Annotated in this window: 17 protein-coding genes; 11 read left to right on the top strand and 6 right to left on the bottom strand. The window is 34.6% G+C overall.

Features of this window, described 5'->3' with window-relative positions:
• Position 1: 1 nt before the first annotated feature.
• Positions 2-1,384 carry a transcription termination factor NusA gene (gene nusA, locus LEP1GSC059_RS05310; protein ID WP_002178044.1) on the bottom strand — a complete coding sequence of 461 codons (1,383 nt, stop codon included), beginning with the start codon at positions 1,382-1,384 and terminating at the stop codon, positions 2-4.
• A gap of 1 nt (position 1,385) precedes the next feature.
• Positions 1,386-1,874 (bottom strand): ribosome maturation factor RimP, encoded by a 489-nt coding sequence (gene rimP, locus LEP1GSC059_RS05305; RefSeq protein WP_081099803.1) that lies wholly within the window; start codon positions 1,872-1,874, stop codon positions 1,386-1,388.
• A 175-nt stretch (positions 1,875-2,049) separates the two neighbouring features.
• Between rimP and LEP1GSC059_RS05300 the strand changes: the two genes are divergently transcribed.
• From LEP1GSC059_RS05300 to LEP1GSC059_RS05290, 3 genes are read left to right on the top strand one after another with little or no spacing between them, the layout of a single operon-like run.
• Complete coding sequence (locus tag LEP1GSC059_RS05300) at positions 2,050-3,228, top strand: LIC_12708 family protein (RefSeq protein ID WP_002178052.1); 1,179 nt, start codon at positions 2,050-2,052, stop codon at positions 3,226-3,228.
• A complete protein-coding gene (locus LEP1GSC059_RS05295; protein ID WP_002177940.1) occupies positions 3,219-4,982 on the top strand; it encodes a bifunctional ADP-dependent NAD(P)H-hydrate dehydratase/NAD(P)H-hydrate epimerase in 1,764 nt (587 codons plus the stop codon). The genes LEP1GSC059_RS05300 and LEP1GSC059_RS05295 overlap by 10 nt, the downstream gene beginning before the upstream one ends.
• Before the next feature lies 1 nt (position 4,983).
• Positions 4,984-5,595: a hypothetical protein gene (locus LEP1GSC059_RS05290; RefSeq protein ID WP_002177807.1), complete on the top strand. Its 612-nt coding sequence runs from the start codon at positions 4,984-4,986 to the stop codon at positions 5,593-5,595.
• Positions 5,596-6,342: 747 nt separating this feature from the next.
• On the opposite strand, the gene LEP1GSC059_RS05285 is transcribed toward LEP1GSC059_RS05290, so the two are convergent.
• Positions 6,343-7,278 carry an alpha/beta hydrolase gene (locus LEP1GSC059_RS05285; RefSeq protein ID WP_017215561.1) on the bottom strand — a complete coding sequence of 312 codons (936 nt, stop codon included), beginning with the start codon at positions 7,276-7,278 and terminating at the stop codon, positions 6,343-6,345.
• A 251-nt stretch (positions 7,279-7,529) separates the two neighbouring features.
• On the opposite strand from LEP1GSC059_RS05285, the gene LEP1GSC059_RS05280 reads away from it, so the two are divergent.
• Both LEP1GSC059_RS05280 and mtnC read left to right on the top strand, forming a co-directional pair.
• Positions 7,530-8,921, top strand: a complete 1,392-nt coding sequence (locus LEP1GSC059_RS05280; protein ID WP_002180473.1) for an MFS transporter — start codon at positions 7,530-7,532, stop codon at positions 8,919-8,921.
• On the top strand, positions 8,918-9,622 hold the full coding sequence (gene mtnC, locus LEP1GSC059_RS05275; protein ID WP_020980429.1) for an acireductone synthase: 705 nt from the start codon (positions 8,918-8,920) through the stop codon (positions 9,620-9,622). Before LEP1GSC059_RS05280 ends, mtnC begins: the two co-directional genes overlap by 4 nt.
• A 739-nt stretch (positions 9,623-10,361) precedes the next feature.
• Here mtnC and LEP1GSC059_RS24530 read toward each other — a convergent pair.
• Entirely contained in the window at positions 10,362-10,484 is a 123-nt protein-coding gene (locus LEP1GSC059_RS24530; RefSeq protein ID WP_020980432.1) for a hypothetical protein, read from the bottom strand.
• 60 nt (positions 10,485-10,544) lie between these two features.
• Between LEP1GSC059_RS24530 and LEP1GSC059_RS05270 the strand changes: the two genes are divergently transcribed.
• The gene (locus LEP1GSC059_RS05270) at positions 10,545-11,792 is read left to right on the top strand and encodes a tetratricopeptide repeat protein (RefSeq protein ID WP_017215559.1); all 1,248 of its coding nucleotides are present in this window, start codon (positions 10,545-10,547) and stop codon (positions 11,790-11,792) included.
• Between the two features lie 60 nt (positions 11,793-11,852).
• Here the strand turns inward: LEP1GSC059_RS05270 and LEP1GSC059_RS05265 are convergent, their stop codons facing one another.
• On the bottom strand, positions 11,853-13,139 hold the full coding sequence (locus LEP1GSC059_RS05265) for a DUF1577 domain-containing protein (RefSeq protein ID WP_002180456.1): 1,287 nt from the start codon (positions 13,137-13,139) through the stop codon (positions 11,853-11,855).
• 650 nt (positions 13,140-13,789) lie between these two features.
• Here LEP1GSC059_RS05265 and LEP1GSC059_RS05260 point away from each other — a divergent pair.
• Entirely contained in the window at positions 13,790-14,317 is a 528-nt protein-coding gene (locus LEP1GSC059_RS05260; protein ID WP_002147666.1) for a hypothetical protein, read from the top strand.
• Positions 14,317-15,117, top strand: a complete 801-nt coding sequence (locus LEP1GSC059_RS05255; protein ID WP_017215557.1) for an enoyl-CoA hydratase/isomerase family protein — start codon at positions 14,317-14,319, stop codon at positions 15,115-15,117. Before LEP1GSC059_RS05260 ends, LEP1GSC059_RS05255 begins: the two co-directional genes overlap by 1 nt.
• 211 nt (positions 15,118-15,328) lie before the next feature.
• Here LEP1GSC059_RS05255 and LEP1GSC059_RS05250 read toward each other — a convergent pair whose 3' ends face one another.
• On the bottom strand, positions 15,329-16,498 hold the full coding sequence (locus LEP1GSC059_RS05250) for a putative glycoside hydrolase (protein ID WP_017215556.1): 1,170 nt from the start codon (positions 16,496-16,498) through the stop codon (positions 15,329-15,331).
• Positions 16,499-16,826: 328 nt separating this feature from the next.
• Between LEP1GSC059_RS05250 and LEP1GSC059_RS05245 the strand changes: the two genes are divergently transcribed.
• The 3 genes from LEP1GSC059_RS05245 to LEP1GSC059_RS05235 all read left to right on the top strand — a co-directional run bounded on the left by LEP1GSC059_RS05245 (position 16,827) and on the right by LEP1GSC059_RS05235 (position 19,095).
• Entirely contained in the window at positions 16,827-17,768 is a 942-nt protein-coding gene (locus tag LEP1GSC059_RS05245; RefSeq protein WP_017215554.1) for a histone deacetylase family protein, read from the top strand.
• Between the two features lie 562 nt (positions 17,769-18,330).
• Entirely contained in the window at positions 18,331-18,846 is a 516-nt protein-coding gene (locus LEP1GSC059_RS05240) for a DUF1564 family protein (protein ID WP_002180455.1), read from the top strand.
• Positions 18,847-18,891: 45 nt separating this feature from the next.
• Complete coding sequence (locus tag LEP1GSC059_RS05235; RefSeq protein WP_002180529.1) at positions 18,892-19,095, top strand: hypothetical protein; 204 nt, start codon at positions 18,892-18,894, stop codon at positions 19,093-19,095.
• Positions 19,096-19,397: the final 302 nt, after the last annotated feature.

The raw sequence follows: 19,397 nt of genomic DNA, 5'->3' as shown, positions 1-19,397 counted from the left end.
TTCAGTTATCCTCCACCCATTCTACGGATTCTCGGAGCAATTTGAGAATCTGTCCGGCTGTAGTATGGCCGATTCCTTGTAATTTTGCCAGATCGTCTTGGCTGTACTCAATCAGAGTTTCCAAATCTTTAATTCCCTCGCTCTTCAAAATTCCTACGACACGAGCAGAAAGACCCGGAAGATCTTCCAAAGGTGTAAGTTCTTCTTCCTCTTCTTGTCCCATTGAAATTTTGACTTCTTCCACAGGAGAGTAAAAAAGTCTTTCTAGCCTTTCCCTTGCTTCCGGTGAAGCAAGTTCGGCGTTGTACTGCGTTACAGTTTTAATATCAATTTTATAACCAGCCAATTGAGAAGCCAGTTTTACATTAGACCCATTGATCCCGATCGCAAGAGAAAGTTGATCGTCTGGAACGACTACCATCGCCTCTCTACCGGAACCGTCCACTTTCACTTCCACCGGTTTTGCAGGAGAAATTGCATTTGCTATAAATTCGGAAGCGTCGTCGGATGATTCTACAATATCAATTCTTTCGTTTCCAAGTTCTCTTACAATCGATTGAATCCGAACCCCTTTCATACCTACACAAGCCCCCACCGGATCTATGTCTCCGCGAGTAGCGCGTACTACAACTTTTGTACGAATAGAAGGTTGTCTAGCTACATTGATAATTTCTACTAAACCATCGTAGATTTCTGGGATTTCCATCTCGAATAACTTACGAACAAAATCCGCTGAAGCTCTGGAAAGTGTAATGACTGGAATCGGTTCTCTAGGACGTAATTCTACTCTTTGAATGATTGCTTTCAGTCGATCTCCGCTATGATACTTTTCACCCGGATTTTGTTCCCGGCGAGGCATAATTCCTTCTACCTTTCCGAGATCAATACTCATGGCGTCTTTTTTCCATCTCTGAAAATATCCATGAGTCAGCTCTCCTTCCTTCGCCTTATACTCGTTATAGAGAAGTTCTTTCTCCATATCTTTAAGTCTTTGAAACACCATTTGTTTCGCTTGGCTAGAAATAATTCTAGAAAGCTCTACTGGTTTTTCTCGAAAAGAAATTACGGACCCGATTTCTGCTGATGTATCAATTGCTTTAGCATCTTCTAAACTGATTTCCAACGCGGAAGAAGGATTTCCAGAAACTACTTTTTTTGCAATTGCAATGACTACGCTATCTTTTCCAGAAGCAAATTCTACAGTAACCGGAGAAGGTTTTTCCGATTCTGAAGATTCTTCCAATCCGGATTTTTTTTTATATGCGGTTATTAAAGAATCTCGAATGACTCCCATAACTGCTTCCCGATCTAGGGATTTATCCGCGCAAAATTGTTGGATCACCTCCAACAGATTTCCTTCCGATTGTGTCTTCTTAACTGCCATATCAAATATTTACGTAAAGATTCCCTTTCAGTATATCCTTGAGGTTCAGTATCGTCTGCTTTTTTACAGCAGATTTTTTTTCCTTTTGGAATTTTTCCAAAATTACCTGATCCCCGTCACGATTCACGACTCGAAAAATTCCTTCCTGTTCTTTTTCCGACTCTTCTGATCGAAAGACCAAACGAATCGGTATTCCCCGGAAACGATCCAGGTCTCCCGGAAGATCCAGTTTCCTTTCCGCTCCCGCAGAGGAAACTTTCAGAGTGTAATCCAGATCTGGTGAGATCCGTTCTAACTCTTCTTTCAGTTTTCTGGAAACTTGCTCACATTCCAGAAGGCTGACTGAACCATACGGATGTTCGAGATTGTCTAAGACTACTTCGATCAACGAATGGTTAGGCCTTTGGTTGACCTTTAATGAGTACAGTTTGACAGGCAAAGACAGAACGTCATCCAGAATACTACTGATTTCTTCACTGTTTACTGTCAAACCCGGCCTTAGAGAGAAAACTCAAATATGAATGAATTTTTCCTGATAACCTAATCAAACTATTCAGATTTAGCTATAGTGTAAAGTAAAAAAACCCGCACAAACGATTCAATAGGATTATTGCTTGTTTTCAAATCCATCTGTGAGAATGGTATCGTTAGACTGAATCAAACTCATGAGAAATCTCCATTCCAATTTTAGCAATCATTCCGGCGTTAAAAAGCGGACTTCAATCCTTTGTTTTAGATTTGTTTTATTCTGTGTTGTAACTCTAACGGTTCTTAGTTGCACTCGTTTCAAAGTAGATAATTACAATTCCTATCTTTATGGTAGAATTAAACTCGGAAACACTCTTGCGGATGTTCAGGCTAAAGTTTTAAACGGTGTTCCGACCAATCTTCCACAGACAATTCCTGTCGTTTCTAGTAAACTTTATATTCCAGACTTTGAACAATCTATTTTAAAAGTGTTTTCCACAGATGGAGAATTAAAATTCATCTTAGGAACTCTCAAAGAAAAAGTAGGAGATAAATACAAATTAATTACCGCAAAGATCGGAAAGATTGGACTAATTACCGTCAACGGCAACGAAGAAATTTTTATTCAGTCTAGAATCGGAAAAGAAGAACAACCGAAAGTAGATCCTATGTCGGAAGATATTTTTTTGAAAAAAAGTGGTTCTTTTGATACGGAATCTAAGGAAACGATTCCATCTACCATTCTTCATTTTTCGGATTCCGGAAAACTTTTAAATACGATCTATGTAGAAGGGATTTCCGGAAACACTCCTTTTGGCTATATAGAAAGAATGGAAGCGGGTAAAGACGATCTTCTTTTTTTATTTCATAAACTAAACGGAGACATGAAACTTTCCGTGTATGACAACGGCGTTTTACTTAGATCCGTAAACGCGTCGAACTTTGCAGAAACGATTTCGGATACGGAAACCACTCAGGCTAGATTAGAAACGCTCCTTCCTCATTTTGAAGGAAAATACGTAGTCGCATCTTTTAGCATTTTTGATAAGAAAAATTCCAGATTTAAATCTCGTAGAATTTTTAAATACGATTTTGAAACAAAAACCGCCACACTCCTAAAAGAGATACAAGATCCTTCAGAGTCTTTGTATTGGATATTAAAAGATAATGATTTTTTTATATGGGAAACTGAAACCGAAGAAGAAAGTTCGATTCGTCTTCAGGTTCATAACGAAGACGGCACACACGTTAACAATATCCGACTCAACTACCTTCCTCCTAGAGGCCTTTGGAGAGAAACCTGGATGGACTTAAACGACGAAATCTATTCCGCTAGAATTAAATCAGGTTATCTGGAAATCCATAAATGGAAATAAAGTTTTTCGAATATTCAGAATCTCTGTTTGATGATAAAGAAAGCAGGGATCTGGATCGAAATGCTATTTTTTCCTCCGGCATCTCCGGTTCTCATTTTATGGGTTTTGCAGCTATTTCCGTTTATCAAAAATTTAGAAAACAAATCCTATCTTTCGATCATATTCAAGTTTTATGCGGAAACGGAAACAACGGTGGAGACGGACTCGCACTTTCTTTTTTTTTAATTCAAGAAGGTATAAAACCTACGGTTTATCTAAAAGATGGTTCTTTGTCAGAAGAATCTAAATTTTATAAAGATGCGTTTTTGAATTCTGGAGGTAATATACTTCCTTTGGAAGATTTCCAAATTTTTTCCGGAAATGAAAGTTTATTTTTAGTAGACGCTCTTTTAGGTACCGGCTTTCGCTTTCCTCTAAAAAGTCCTTTTAATTTAGTAATTTCTAAAATTCAAAAAAGCAAACAAAACAATCCTAAAAACGTTTTTATCCTGAGTATCGATTCAGTTTCCGGGTTTCAAGTTGATCTTCCTATTCCTTTTGAAGCAGACGCGTTATCCGAAATTGGTTTTAAAAAATGGAAAAACCGTTTTTTACCCAGTAAAGTTCGTAAAACATTTCATAGAATTGGTTTCCCAGTTAGTAAAAATTTTTACTTTCAACACAAAGACAATTCGTTTCAATTTACAATTTTAAATCCTGTTGATTCTAGTTTCAAATCTACACCAACCGAAACTCCGGATACATTTACTCCTAAAAACAAAACCTTTTCCGAAAATCAAAAGGACATCTTGAGTCTTCCCGAAATTAGTTTTGAATCCTCGCAGCACGAAAAACTAAAAACTGGAACTCCAAAAAAAGATATTAACGATTTAGAATCAGAAACTCAAAAGTCAGAATCCAAAACTTCATCACCCGTTTTTATTTCGAATAAAATTCTAAAACCGATTCAAACCGGTAAAATCCTTTGGAATCATATTCCGTTTAAAATTCTTAAAAAATCTCTCAAAAGAAATGAAGATTCTCATAAATATAAAAACGGTTCCTTAGTTGTGGTCGGTGGTTCTAAAGGTATGTCCGGAGCTGCGCTCTCCTCTTTACTCGCCTTTCACGAGTTAGGTGGTGGTATTTCTCTTCTTTTGACTCCTTCCGAAAAAACGGTCCGGGAAGTTTTAAAAAAAGATCCTTCTTTAATGGTGGATTCAATTCCTGATAACGATAAATTTCTTTCTCATTCTTTTGTTCATAAAGCTTCCGTTTTTCTTTTAGGTCCCGGTTTAAAATCGGACGAATGCCCTAAGTTTGTTTTGCCTGAAGAAAAGTTTTGTGTTTTAGACGCTGGCGCGATCCAGGCTTTCACAAACGTTGTGTTACACGATAAAGTTCTGATGACTCCTCATACGGGTGAGTTAGAAATTCTTCTGAATTCTAAAATCAAATCGATAGACCAAGGGATCTCACTTGCAAAAGAATATACGCACAATTATAACGTAAATATCCTCTGGAAAAGACATTCTTCTTTTCTAATAGATACAAACGGTATCGTCTATCTTTGGGAAAAACCAGAACCCAAACTCGCGGTAATGGGAACGGGGGATCTTCTCGCCGGAATTCTTGCGTTTTATTTTTCAAGAGGATTTGGAGTGTGTAATGCGGTTCATCTTTCTTTTTCCTTACTGACTAGAGCCGCTCAAAAATCGAAAGGTTTTCCCACCGCTTCTAAAATTCGTAAACTACTACTTCAAGGGGGAAACTGATATGGGAGGTGGTTATCATTCTCGTTCTCCGGAAGAATTTAAAAAATTTCTGGAAGAAAATAGAAAGCGGTCGTCCAGTGGTGGCAAATTTTCAAGGATTCGCTTGATCTTTATTTTAAATTTGGTTTTAGTCGTTTTAGTAATCGGCATGGTTGCAAGAACTAGTTTGCCAGGTGCGTTTACGGTTCAATCCTCTTCTTCTAAAGTAAACTTTGGGGCGTTCACCTTCTATGTTAAATCCAGTCGAGAAGGTAAGGATGGTTTTCCGACCTTTTTTCTTTTTATGAAAAACGAATATAATTCCGGCGAAGTTCGTTTTCCAGATTCTACTTGGAAATTTAGAATTTTATTAAGTAACAAAGAAGGGTTGAATTGTCTGGATACGTCTTGGAAAGTTTCGGAAAGATCTATTTATCCTGGTAAAATTGAATTTGAAAGATTTCGTTTGAATGACGATGCAATCGATTCTCTTCCTCCCGATTGTAAAATAAAAACCTCTGATAGTTTTTTGGAAAAAATTTTAAGAAGAACAAGTACCAAAAGCGGTTTAAATCTATATGTAATTGTTTCCCACGGAGAAGAACAAAAAACTCTATCGATCGAAAATCTTTGAGCAAATCGTTTTGAAACCTGAAACGGCTATAACCCTGAGCGCCTCGACAAAAAGAAGATCGATCTATACTTTCAAAAATATAGAATCAATCGTTAGTTTTTAAATAATGTGAGTTCGATGTAAAAAAATCGGGGTAAATCCAACTTACCACAGACAGTCGGGCCGTCCTGATCAATCAATTGCATGCAAGAAACGTTATACAATATATCGTCTTTGTTTCAATAGAAGTGAGAGTTTGAAAGAGCTTTCTCACATCAATTCTTTCGCGTTAATTCAAGTTAAGTAATTTTCTTTTCTAGATATAAAGTGAATTCTGCGTAAAAAATCCATGATTCACTTTTCTGAAAAAAAGCTGGGATCTAAACGTTACGGATCAATTCCTAAAATGTGGGAACTCATACAAAAAATAATGTTTAAAAATTGGTAATGTGACTTAATTTGTGAGAACTACCGCAAATCACTATTTTACAAACAAATTCTAAAATTGTAGAAACTTGCATTTTTAAAAAAATTCTTTCTTATTTTATTATGCCGAACTCACGTTAAAATAAGTAGTCACTTCATTAAAACGACAGCCAATTCATATTCTTACATCCAAAACCTAACGAGCGATCATAGAAGCGAGACGCTTTAGTTTCCACCGATCCATAAAGAGGTGTTTTGCTAAATTTTTCGAACAACGTGAGATTGAGTCCCACAAAAATGTGGGAACTACCGCGAAAATTTACGTTCAAACATTTCTTCCAATTAAAGTAAAGGATTAGAAACCGGATTTCTTTTTTTTCTTGGAACCATTTCTTTCCTTTGCAACTCAAAATTAATTTTTTCTCTCTGAATGGTTTCTAAAAAAGTCTGAATATCGTTTAACACAATTTCTCTATGTTCTGGAAATTCATTCATCAATTCGTGATAAAAACCTGGATAAATTTTGATTCTTTTATTTCTATAAATTAGATTTTTATAAAGTTCTGTAGAACCATTTACGTCCACGAGCCCGTCTTCTTGACCGTGTAAAATCAACACCGGACAACGAAGCACATTCGCCTTTTTGATCAATTTGGGTCCGATCTCCAAAAGTTCGCTTCCCATTTTTAAGGAAACTTTACCGTGAACAAGAGGATCTTGTTTATAAGATTCGATCACATCTAGATCATGAGAAAGATATTGAAGATCCAACTCCGCGTCCACAACGGAAGAAGGAGAAATTTTACTTAAAATACCAGCGGCAAACTTTTTTAACTTCTTTCTAAAATCCATTCTAACCATAAGCGCAGGAGAACCGAGAATCAAACCAAGAATATTATCCTGATTGATTCCTTCTTGAGAATATCGAAGAGTAATTGCTCCTCCCAGAGAATGTCCTAATAAAAAAAAACGTTCCTTTTGTTCTCTTTTAAGAACTTCAGAAACAAAATTGGCAAGATCCCTTACATACAAATCAAAAGAATCCGAATGACCTCTTTTCCCATCAGAATTTCCATGACCCCTCATGTCAAAGGAATAGAAATTGATATCACTTTTCGAAAAATAACGAATCAAATTCGCATAACGTCCGCTATGCTCTCCAAAACCGTGATGAAAAATCAACAATCTGTTTGCGTTAGGTTTTGTCCAAGACTGGCAATATAATTTAGATTTATCGGAACTGGATAGAATGTAAAATTCTTTATGATGAAAGGTCATTGCTAAAACCGATTTATTTGGAAGAAAAGAATCATGAAAACAATACTGGTCAACTAAATATTATAAAACCGTTTAAAAAGGGATTTTTTTCATTCTCTACTAGTTTTCTTTCAAAACCAATCGATAATTTTCTATGTCTCGTTGTGTATTAAGTCCAAAAACAAATTTAAAGTTTCCTTGAGTTTTACTTACGGTTTGAATTTCTTTCCTAAAAACGAAAGAGATCAAAATCTCAAACTACCGGAGAGAATATGCAAAAAATACCCTCGGACAAAAGTCTTCTTCGCTTTTTCGGATTAGGAGAATTAGCCAATCACGGATGGAACGCCATTTTAGCTTTCTGGATGATTATGGGAATGGCCTTCTTTCTTTTTGCAGATCAAAATTTAATTGCTCCCAACTTAAAAAACATAGGTGCTTCCTTCGGTTTGATCAATCAAGAAGACGTGGATTGGTACATCGGTGGAGTGATCCCGATTTTATTTTTTATCTTAGGCGGCGCAGTTTCCGTAAGTATGGGTTACCTATCTCAAAAATACTCTCGCAAAACACTGATTATATTCTCCGTATTTTTAGGAGAGGTTCCCTGTTTTCTTTCCGGTTTTGCAACCAGTTATTCAGAATTCGTATTTTATAGAACTCTTACCGGGTTCGGTTTAGGAGGAATTTTTCCGCTTCTTTTTACGGTCTTAGGTGATTACTTTTCTGACAAATCCAGATCCACCGCAGCGGCTTACGTTTCTCTTTCGATGGGAATCGGTCTTGGAGTAGGACAACTTTTAGGAGGAATTTTAGGAAGTGCAGATCCGATCAACGGTTGGAGAACAAGTTTTATCTATCTTTCCATTCCTTCTTTCTTTTTTGCGATTACTTATTGGATCTTTTGTAAAGAGCCGATTCGAGGAGGAGGAGAATCAGAATGGTCTGGAATTGCAGAAAAGTTTTCAGAAGAAAGTTTTCATCTTCATTGGAACGACGTTAGACTACTTTTCAAAAACAAAACAAATATAGGAATTTTCTTTCAAGGGATTCCTGGTTGTGTTCCCTGGGGAGTGTTTTTTGTCTTTTTAGTGGACTACTACGAAACTTCTTATCATTTAGATAAAGCAACTGCGACTATGCTTTTGACTTACGCCGCGATCGGTGTTTTTGCAGGTACTTTTTTTGGCGGAATTATCGGGCAAAAAATTTATAACTATAAAAAACGTCTTCTTCCTCTTTTTTGTATGTCCAGCATTTTGATCGGAATTTTGCCTTGTATCTATCTTTTAAAAGCGGAGAATATTGCAAGTTCGGGACTTTTTATTTTAATCAACGTCGTAGCTGGTTTTATCATCTCAGTTACCGGTCCCAACGTAAGAGCTACATTAATTAATGTGAATATTCCAAAAAATAGAAGTAGCATGTTTGCTCTCTACAATCTTACAGACGATTTAGGAAAAGGATTAGGACCGGCCATGAGCGCCTTAATTTTAGGTCTAACTCCTGGAGATCGTTCTCTTGGACTTTCCATATCCGTTCTTTTTTGGATTCCTTGCGCTTTATCTTGGTTGATCGTTTTGAAAAATTTTGAAAAGGACGAAAAAGACGTACATGAATATTTGGTTTTAGAAGCCAAAAAAATAAAAGGGGCGCTTAATTGAACATAAAGACTTTCGAATTCTATCTATTTGATATTGAAGGAACTACAACTCCGATCGAATTCGTTCACAAGATTCTTTTTCCATACTCTGTAAAAAAATTTGATTCTTTTTTTAAAACGAATTCACTTGAAAAAGAATGGATCGAAAAATTAATTTTAGAAGGTAAAAATGATTCCACCTATTCCGGAAAACTTTCGGATTCCGCTCTCGATCTGAGTGAGTATTGTAAACATCTCGTTTCTTTGGATCGTAAAAGCAGCACTCTAAAAGAGATTCAAGGTAGAATTTGGAAATCAGGTTATGAAAATGGAGAGCTAAAAAGTTCGATGTTTTCCGACGTTCCTCTTTTTTTAAAAAAAATCCAAGCTTCTAAAAAGAAATCGGCAGTTTATTCTTCCGGCAGTATTCAAGCGCAAAAATTAATTTTCGAATATTCAAATTTTGGCAACTTAACCGATTTTTTTTATGCCTACTTCGACACCGGAGTTGGAGGAAAAAGAGAATCTTCCAGCTATTGCAAAATTTCGGAACAACTAGAAGTTGCGCCGGAAAAAATTTTATTTTTCACGGATATTAAAGAAGAAGCCGACGCCGCTAAAGAAGCAAAACTTTACTCCGCTATTTTAGAACGTCCCGGTAATTATCCTCAACCGCAACATTCTCATTTTAGAATTTCTTCTTTTGAAGATTTAAATCCTTAATAACCTAACCGACTTTTCTTTTTTGACTCCGTTGAATCAAAATACCACATTCGAAACGGTCTTACGTCCAAAAATCTAACGTGAGTTCGTGGAGAAAATTTGAAAAGTGTTTTCTAAAAGTAATAGTTTTCAGGACTAATCTGTAAAATTAAAGTTTGGTGAGAGTTCCCACATTTTACTTTTTCTATAAAACAAATTTTAAGAAATGGGATTTCTACGTTAAACTCAAGTTAGTTGTAAAACTTAAATTTGTAATAGTTCCCACATTTTCAGGATTTGTCCGTAAAATCGAAGTTTCGCGAAAGTTCCACAAGTTTTAAATAAACTGAATTCAGCGTAAGAGAATCGGGGTGAATTTGGTGTTGTCGAACCTCGCTCTCAGCTCTGGTCAATAAATTGCATAAAAGAAACGTAATACAATATTTCGTCTTTAGTTTCAATTTATTATAGAACGCGATTTGTTGAACGACCTGCAGAGCGCCCAGAAAACTCAGCGAATGCCTCTCTAAGAATCGGCATTCAGGGAGTTGGTGAGACGCTTTAGTTTGAAAGAGCATTCTATTGAATTTTCTCCGACTCAATCGCTTTCGCATTGGAACTATGTTAAATATCTTTTCTCAATTTTAATATTAGTTCTGAGGTTTTAGGGAAAAGTTCTTAATGAATTTTTCATTAGATATTGGGGCGCAATTTTATAAAAAGATTACAAGCGCCAGCGATCCAAGCGACGCGAACGCGGTCACGTTTCCAACGGAAAACGTGACCGAAGCAAAGCGTAGTCGCGGCAGAGCGCGGTCCTTTCGATCGTAGATCGAAAGGAGGCGCCATTGATTTTTGCAGAATCACTTAAAAAATAATTCATGTTCAAAAAATCTTAGGCCCAACTTTTACGTTTTGTTCCGTCAAATTTTTATCTTTTGAAATGATTTTCTCTACTTTAAAGCGATGCTTTTTTCGTGGTAAGTTCGTAAAATTCGCCGATCTTTGTAAAGTGAGATTCTTTCGTTCTTTTTTTCCAGTCCTTCTTCTGATTTCTTCCTTCGGAAATCTGATTTCTAGAGAACTTGTCTATGCTTTTAGGGATCCCGGAAAACCGGAAAAGGAAAAGATGATTCTTATAGGAGAAACCGTTTTATATGATAAGGTCAAGCCGATCGAAGAAAAAGGAAAAAACAAACACCTTGACATCGGTGTTGATACAAGAGCGGATCTAGTCACCATCAAAATCAACTTTGATCCTGGTCTTAGGGTAGGTCAGACTTTATATCTCATCGAAAAAGATTTTGATCATAAGAATTATAAAAACGGCAACATTGTCGCGCAGATCGAAATCAAATCTATTTTTCAAACTTCTTTTATTGGCAAAAGAGCAAGAGGAATTGGAAATCTTGCTCTTGTTAAAAATAAAAATCTAATGGTGGCCGCTCCCTTAGTTTCCGAAAAAATAGAACCGGCAATCGTTCAAAGAAAAATGGGAGACTATCATCTTTCCAGAAATGAAATTGCGGAAGCGATCCGATCTTACAAACATACTATCAGTCTGGATCCTTCTTCTCCTATGGGACATTTCCGTTTAGGTCTTCTTTATAAAAAAACGGGAGAGGCCTACGTTTCAGCCGGATCGGAATTTTCTATGGCTTGGAATAACCGCAAACGTTTCGAAAATTCTCAAGAAGAACTTGAGTTTTATACTGAATACATAGATTACTTAAATCATAAATATGGCACGGAAGGTTTTAAAAATCAGTCTATTCTTTCTAAATCAATGGAAGTAATTCAAGAGGCTTTCAAACTGACTCGATCCGATTCTGAACTTCTCACTCATTCCGCCCTAACCTATTATTATCTTTATAAGGAAAAACCTAAATCCGGTCCTTCTTTTTCCTCCGCAGATCGAAAAAAATCAGACGCGTATTTCGAAATTTCCGAAAAGCTTACAAAAAACGCGATCCAACTCAATCCTTCAGATTATAGAAATTATCTTTTGGCTTCTAAACTCTATTTAGATAAGATCTCCGAATTGACATCCGATACGGGCCAAAGTGGTTTAGGCGAATCGGAAGAAATAGAAATTTTAAAAACCAAATTTGCAGATTCATTAGAAAAATATAAAGTATTTAAACCGACTTCAGTTCCGGGAGATACTTATGTTTTAAAATCCTTAAACTGATCCTGTTTAATTTATGTATTTCAAAACTTTTCGAGTATTCTCAAACATTAAAATCCTTTTTTATTCCGAAAGAATTCTTCTAGTTCTAGTAAAAATATATTTTTGTAGAATCAACATATCGTCTGGATTGGAATCGAAAAAATTTACCCCAAGATGATATCTATTTTCATCGACAACAATATATCGAACGACTTCACCCCTTAAAATCAGAGTTTTTTCTGAAACCGGAATAAATATTTTTATAATATTATGTTTTTTTAAATATTGAAAAATTCTTTTCTCTTCGATTTCAAACAAAAGCCCATTTATACTAATGTCAACCACCCTAGTTCCTGATTTTGCATTTCCATAGTTATTTTCTCGAATAAAAATTTTAGTAATAGAATAACTAAAAATTTCCGCAAGTTCGATTAAATAACCAACTTGAGAAGGTGTAATGGAGAAACGATCCATGGCCGATGTATAAACTCGAATGTAACCTACTACATCGTTGAACAATCGAATTGGTAATACTATATAAGAAATCACGAATTCCCTGATCTCTTTTTTTTGAAGCTCTCTAAAAAAATTGTCTGCATAGTCTTGACCGTTTTCAAGAACCATTCTCATATATTCTTCGCGGTAGTTCCTACCAATCGGATCTGAATTTTCATCTTCACGTATATAATTGATGATTAAGGAAGTATCCGGTATAAACACTGGCCGGTCGTGTCTACGAATAAAAGAATCTAAAAATGTCTCTTCTCTATGTTGAGAGAAAAACACGATTTCATATTCTTTCGAAACATTCGAAATATATTCGGATATTATAATATTTATTAACCTTAAATCAGGATTATCCTTTTTAATTTCCCTCATGAGATTATTAAATCTTTGTTCCACTTGTATATTTCTGCCGATTTCTCTTCCTCCGCCAGAAAGCGATCTGAAAAGTATCACATAATTCATAAATAGATCGTCCACGGCCACACGGACATTTTTTCTAAAAGAGGCAGCTTGTAGTTCCGACGGAATTCGGATTTGAACAATCGAATCTTCCATAAATTCAAGAATTATAACCTCGAATTGATAAAGAATGTTCATGATTTCAAAACTGATTTTGGCTCTTAGGGTTAGCCCTTGTGTTGCACCGGAAATTCTTAGATTTACGCTAGTTTCTTCTATATTTTCCACAACGGCAAAAAATCTTTGTCCGTCGTAATCAAATGGGAATTCCACATCATCCGCTTTGAGATAATAAAATAGGTGTTTTACAAGATTGATGTCGGTTCCGATGATCGTTTCTCCAAACATTGTTTCCAGAATTGTAATGAGTTCCTGTAAACTGTCCGATCTTCCGACTGCCATAAATTTTTTATTGAGAGAAAATTTCTATCTTGAATATCGGCCTTCTATAGGTCGGAATTCAGTTACTACTTAGAACTATAAGAAGAGTACCAATAATTTAGTTTAGAATAACACTTTGCGGTAAAAATTTAAGATACTCAACTTTATAGATCAGTAAGCGTTAAAATTTTCTATCAACTGCTTACTTAACGATACGTCAATCATACGAGACATAACTCAAATAAGTCCATTACATCAGATAGAAATACGGAACCTCTATAAAATCTCAAATAATGATCGGCTAATCAAATTTCTGCACAAAATCATTGTTTTGCGACCATCAATAAAGTTAAAAATTGGTTTTATAAAGGTCCTACATTCTAAAAAATATCTTGAATCGGCATTTTAAGCAAAGATAAAGTATTTTTGAGATAGTTTGTAATCTTTCAGACAAACTCGTAATCAATCGTCTTCGTAATGATTTCATTTTTTCTATCAAAAAATCAAAATTTATAAAACCAACCTCTTACTTATAACGAACTCACACGCTGTTAAAAAAATCTTAAAAATAACCATACTTAGAAAAATCAAATTCGCATTACTGAAATAGTTTTTGGATAGATCCAGAAAAAATCCACAGGAAGGTTTGGAAATATCCCGAAAAAGAATGTATGGATACAAGAAAGTCGGAACTCAATCCCGAATTGTTTGATATGATGAAACAAGGAAAGCTGTCAGCTGGAAAAATTCTGAATCTGATTGCACTGAAAGAACTTGTAGATAGATTTGCGGTTACTCCTTTTATTGAGAAAGATAAGATTGAGCAAATCAAAGAGAAAACAGGAGTAGAACCGGATATTCTAACGTGGGGAGACTACTTTCAAACCGAAATCGCATCTAGATACTTCGAAAAGTCGGAAGTCGAATTCAAAAAAATCCTGGAAACGATTCGATTCGATCTTATTTCTGCACATTTAATCTTTTCTGGAAAACCAGAATACTTTCAAGATTCCATCAGGGGCCAAGCTCTAATTTCAAAGTCCATTGACTCTACTTTCTGGACCTTGGAAGACGAAGAAGCAATTCACCTGGAAACCCTTCTCGAATATTATACTCAAATGGGAATCGGAGAAAAACCGTTGACCATATCCGACCGAATCTGGTATGAAAGCTTCGAATTGGAGAAAAAAGCAGTTTAATGGGATTCATAGACCAAGACACGATCGATCTGGGTTCAGGAAACAAAATCCTGACTTTAAGCCTCAACAATCCTGAAACCAGAAATTCTATGACTCGTGAAATGGGCTTAGAATTCAAAAAAATCATCGAAAGTTTGATAGAAACTCCAGAACAAAATAAGCCGAGAGTCGTAATTCTAACGGGAAAAAACGACATTTTTTCAGCTGGCGGTAATTTTGAATTATTAAAGTCTTTTTCAACCAAAGACTACGAAACGAACAAAAAGACGATGTTCGAATTCTACAATCTATTCTTATCCGTAAGACGTTTGGATATTCCAGTAGTCTGCGCTGCAAACGGCCACGCAATCGGAGCGGGATTTTCACTTACATTCGCCTGCGATGTTCGTATTTTTGCCAACGAAGCCAAGTATCAATTTAACTTCGTTAAACTCGGAATTCACCCTGGTATGGGTTCCAGTTATATCGTGAAAGAATTGTTCGGGACTCACATTGCCAACCGGCTTTTATTTTTAGCGGAAACATTAAATGGTGAAGAAGCCTTCCGACTTGGACTGTGTAACGACTCAGTTCCCCAAAAAGAAGTTTTAGGCAGAGCAACTGAAATTGCAATTGCATTATCCGAAAGCGCTCCTTTAGCACTTAGCGAATTAAAAAAGAACACCTACGATAAGGAAAAATTAGAAGCCGCTCTTAAAAAAGAAGCAGAATCTCAGGCAAAAAATTTCATTTCTTCTGATTTTAAGGAAACAATAAAAGCGATCGAACAAAAAAGAAAACCTGTTTTTAAAGGACTATAAAGATAGTAGTTTTTACAAATGCGTCTTATTTTTAAGTTTATGGTCTAAGAAATTTCAATTCCAGACCTCTATTTTTAAACATAACAATGCAGTAGTTCTAGTTCCTCCATTTTTATCGGCTAAAATTCATTTTATACTTTTATACTCTATTATGTAAGGATCAGTAAAATCGTAAAAATATAGAAATTCTCATATTTGAGAAAATTATAAATTAGTTCTTCTTTGTTTCTTTCTCGTAATCTTTCAAAGCTTGAAAAGTAGATTCGTAATCATTCCAGGCATTCCAAACTACAAATCCATGTCCTCCACTATCGTAAGAGGCTTTTATTTGAGCTTTGATATAATTTGGAAGTGTGAGTCCCGACTTTCCTACAGACATATTGAAACCTTGAATGTAAGGAATAACTCTTGTCGTTTTTAAAGATCTTTTAATGGTAAGAAAAGTTCCGTCATACACGGTCTGATACGGGTTTTTGATTTTATCGGACATACCATAAAAGTGAGATGGATAAAGCATTGGGTAAATTACATCCACAAGTTGGGCAAATATTTCTACTTTCTGTCCAATCATATCGTTTTGGTTGAATGGGATCCGACCAAAAATATCCGCCCCAATATAAGGAAGATGATTACATTTAAGAGTCTCTTTTCTGATACCCTTAATAATTTCAGCGATATTTTTATATCGCATTTCGTAGGTTAGTTTTAAGTTAAGATTATCTGCATAACGAATGTAATCTAATTGAATTTCTGGAAAACCGGATTTACAAGCAGCTTGAATCGACTTATGAACTGAATTGATTCTTTGGATGGACGGTTTTTCTGTCGGAAGTCCTCCGTCGAAATTCACAATTCTGGCGACAGGATAAAATCCTTCTGTTATCAAAGTTTCTACAATTTCCTTAGACGGAACTGAAGGTTGAATATCAATTACGAGAAAATTAATCCCATACTGTTTTCCTTTTTTTCTGAGATCATTAAATTCTTTCTCTTTCTTTAAGGTTCTCTGTGAAATATAAATTCCTCTGGAAAATTCTGGAACTTTAATATTAGAAATCACTTCTAAGTCGGAATTCTTTAAAGAATTTTCCACATTCTGGGTCTTTACGACTTCTATTTTAAAGGTTTTATCCTTTTTAGGTGATTTAAATTTGAAAGATTCTATTCGCAACTCAGTCTTAGTAGATCCGATTTGTATTTCCGTAAGAGGTCTATAATTTTCATTGTTTTTTAAAATTTCAGGAGATCCGACCTTTTGTTTGTAAGATTCAAAAGGAACCGAATGTTTCTTAATATTTTTTATTGGAAAAGGAAGATCAAAATCAGAATACGCAGAAGAAGTCCAAAGAAAACAAATAATAATTAGAACGATATAATACATAGGGGCTAAAAAGTTATAAAAAATCAAAAAATCTTTTTAGAACCTATCACAAGAATCCTATATTTGATCTTAGAATAATACTATTATTGGATATAGTACATCTAATATAAGCTCTAACCTTTTTAAATGTCGGAATTCATTACGTCTAACTGAAAAATAAATTCAATTCCGAAATAAAATTTAGACTACTTTTCAAATTCCCGACAAAACAATTCAATTACTACAAAGATACATGAAATTTGCTTCTTTACGTTGAAAAACCTGAGTTTTGTTTTATAAAAGATAAAAATCTCTTAACCATCCACAATAAAAAAGCTGGGGAACAAAAATGACGACAGGTTTTATTTACTCTCAAGATTTTCTTTACCACAATGCAGATTTTGAAATCCCACATTATGAGAATTCTGACAGATTACTTGCATGCTTGAACAGATTACATCAAAGCAGTTATTTTAATTCTTTATTTTTTCCCGAAATGAAGACGTTCCCTCATGAATTCCTCAATGAAATTCACTCTAAAAATCAGATTCAAAAAATTGAAAACTCCAAAGAAAAAAGAGGTTATTTTGATTCAGATACTCCTTTTACGGAAAAATCGTGGATGTCAGCCTATTCCGCTGCAAATTCTGGAATAACATTGTCGGAATCCTTAATCTCGGGAACAATCAAAAATGGTTTTTCTCTTCTTAGGCCCCCAGGTCATCATGCAGGGCATAATCGTATCATGGGTTTTTGTATGTTAAACAATGTTGCCATTACTGCCCGGTATTTACAAAACAATGGATTTAAAAAAATTTTTATTATTGATTGGGATGTCCATCACGGAAATGGAACACAAGAAATCTTTTATGAAGATCCAAATATTTTTTATCTATCGATTCATCAATTTCCATTTTATCCAATGACTGGTTTAGTAACGGAGACCGGTAAAGGAAAAGGTATTGGAACTACAAAAAATATCCCTATGCAAGTAAATTCTGAAAACCAAGCTTATATCCAGAAATTTAAAGAGATCGTTGTTCCTACAATGGAACGTTTTAAGCCAAATGTCGTTTTGATTTCTGCAGGTTTTGACGCACATAAAGAAGATCCTCTCGGAGGAATGAACATCACAACAAAAGGATTCGAAGACCTCACTCGTATCATTTTAGAAAGCGCAGATAGAATTTGCAATGGCAAAGTTCTATCCTTTTTAGAAGGAGGTTACGACTTAACTGCCTTATCAGAATCTGTAGAGGTTCATGTAGCGGTTTTAAATTCTTTTTCTTAAGAACCGACTGCAAAATTTCAATTTCAAATAACTCCGACATTTTAGAGTGACTGACTACCGAGACACATGAAAATAGCATCGAAAATTAACGATCGATTTTACCAAAGATAAGGTTTTAGAAATCTTGCTTTAGAAGAACATTAAAAAATCTCTTCCTAAACCTTAGAATGAATCATTTTTGAATCTTTGGGTAAATGCAATAGTTCCCACAGAAACCGTTATATTATATGATTTATACTTTTTTAGTATTCTTTCATTATAACGTGATGACCATGCGAAAGCGATTATTATATTACGTCATCGAACGGCCCTGAGATGTTTTAATTAACTCGATCGCATCTCATTAAGTTTTTTTATTCGCCAAATTTTCTTACGCCGAACTCACGTTAAATAGAAAGAAACTCTATAAAATAATCGCTCAATCAAATTTCTGCGCGAAATTGCTGTTTTACGACCATTATAAAATTAAAAAATTCGTTTTATAGAGACTTCCTTAAATTTTTTTTCAATTTATATAGCCCTTTTTATATCTCCTGGAACTGCATTAAAAGAGGAGATAAGAATGCAAAAACACTATCTAAAAAATTTTACTGAATTTAAAGGAAAGTCAAAAAAGAATTCCGGACCTTCCGACTTATTGATCCCGATACACCTAGAAAGTTATTTACATAAGCAAATTAAAAAACATAAAAATTTAAAGAATTACTTTCATTATTTGATTCTTAAATTTCTAAAAAAAAATTTATCCTCTAAATTCCCAGATACTGCGTTTAGAAGAACGCTTTATCAATCTAAAAATCAACAACTGATTAGATACTCTTTTCGTCCAGACCATCAAGATTGGTATGAAGCAAAGTTTATTGGATTTTACTTTGGTCTATCCATATGCAGACTCTTTTCTCGGCTTGTCGATTTAGACCGAGAAGAAGACTTGCAGATTATAAATTTAGCAGAAGAACTTATAAAATTAGGGAAACAAAAAATTCATCTTCATTTTTACTTTAAAATTTTTTCTAACCATAAAATGATTTCAAAGAAAATGTTATTTGGAAAAAATTTCGAATTGAATAGCGCATAATTTTTTTCTATTTTTTATCGGCAAGATCCGATATTTAAAGAAGAAATGGAAATTTCCTTAGAAGAAAAACTAAATCATTTTGAAGTACGTTTTAGAAATTATATCTTAATTTTAGATTTTCTGATTCGAGAAACTAAATCAGAACTTTCCGAAAACCGAGCAAAAAGAGAAATTTGGCAAAAGCATCATCAAAATTGGAAACAAAGTCATAAAGTTTTCGCAAAATCTCCTTTTTTAAAATCAAGGTAGAGTTTTTACTGGCTTTGACTTCTTATCATTCAATCAAATTTGAGTTTGAATTAATTGTACATCACTCTATTTTTCTGTAAAATCTGGAACCGAGTCGAAATTCCGACTTTTTTAATATAACAAAAAAACCTAACTAAGAGAGAACTTACAAAATTCAGAATTAGTGGATTTTCAAATCTCAAATTTCCGTATAAAAAAATCGTAGTTTTAAAGACCATTTAATCAAATTAAAAATTAATTTTAGAGAAATTTATCTTAACAAATTAGATTTTAATTTTTGTGAGAGCTATAAAAAGCGATTT

The sequence above is a fragment of the Leptospira noguchii serovar Panama str. CZ214 genome (genome assembly GCF_000306255.2).
Taxonomy (GTDB): Bacteria; Spirochaetota; Leptospiria; order Leptospirales; family Leptospiraceae; genus Leptospira; species Leptospira noguchii.
The sequence above is the reverse complement of the archived record's forward strand: the minus strand, read 5'-3'. Positions and strand labels throughout refer to the sequence as shown.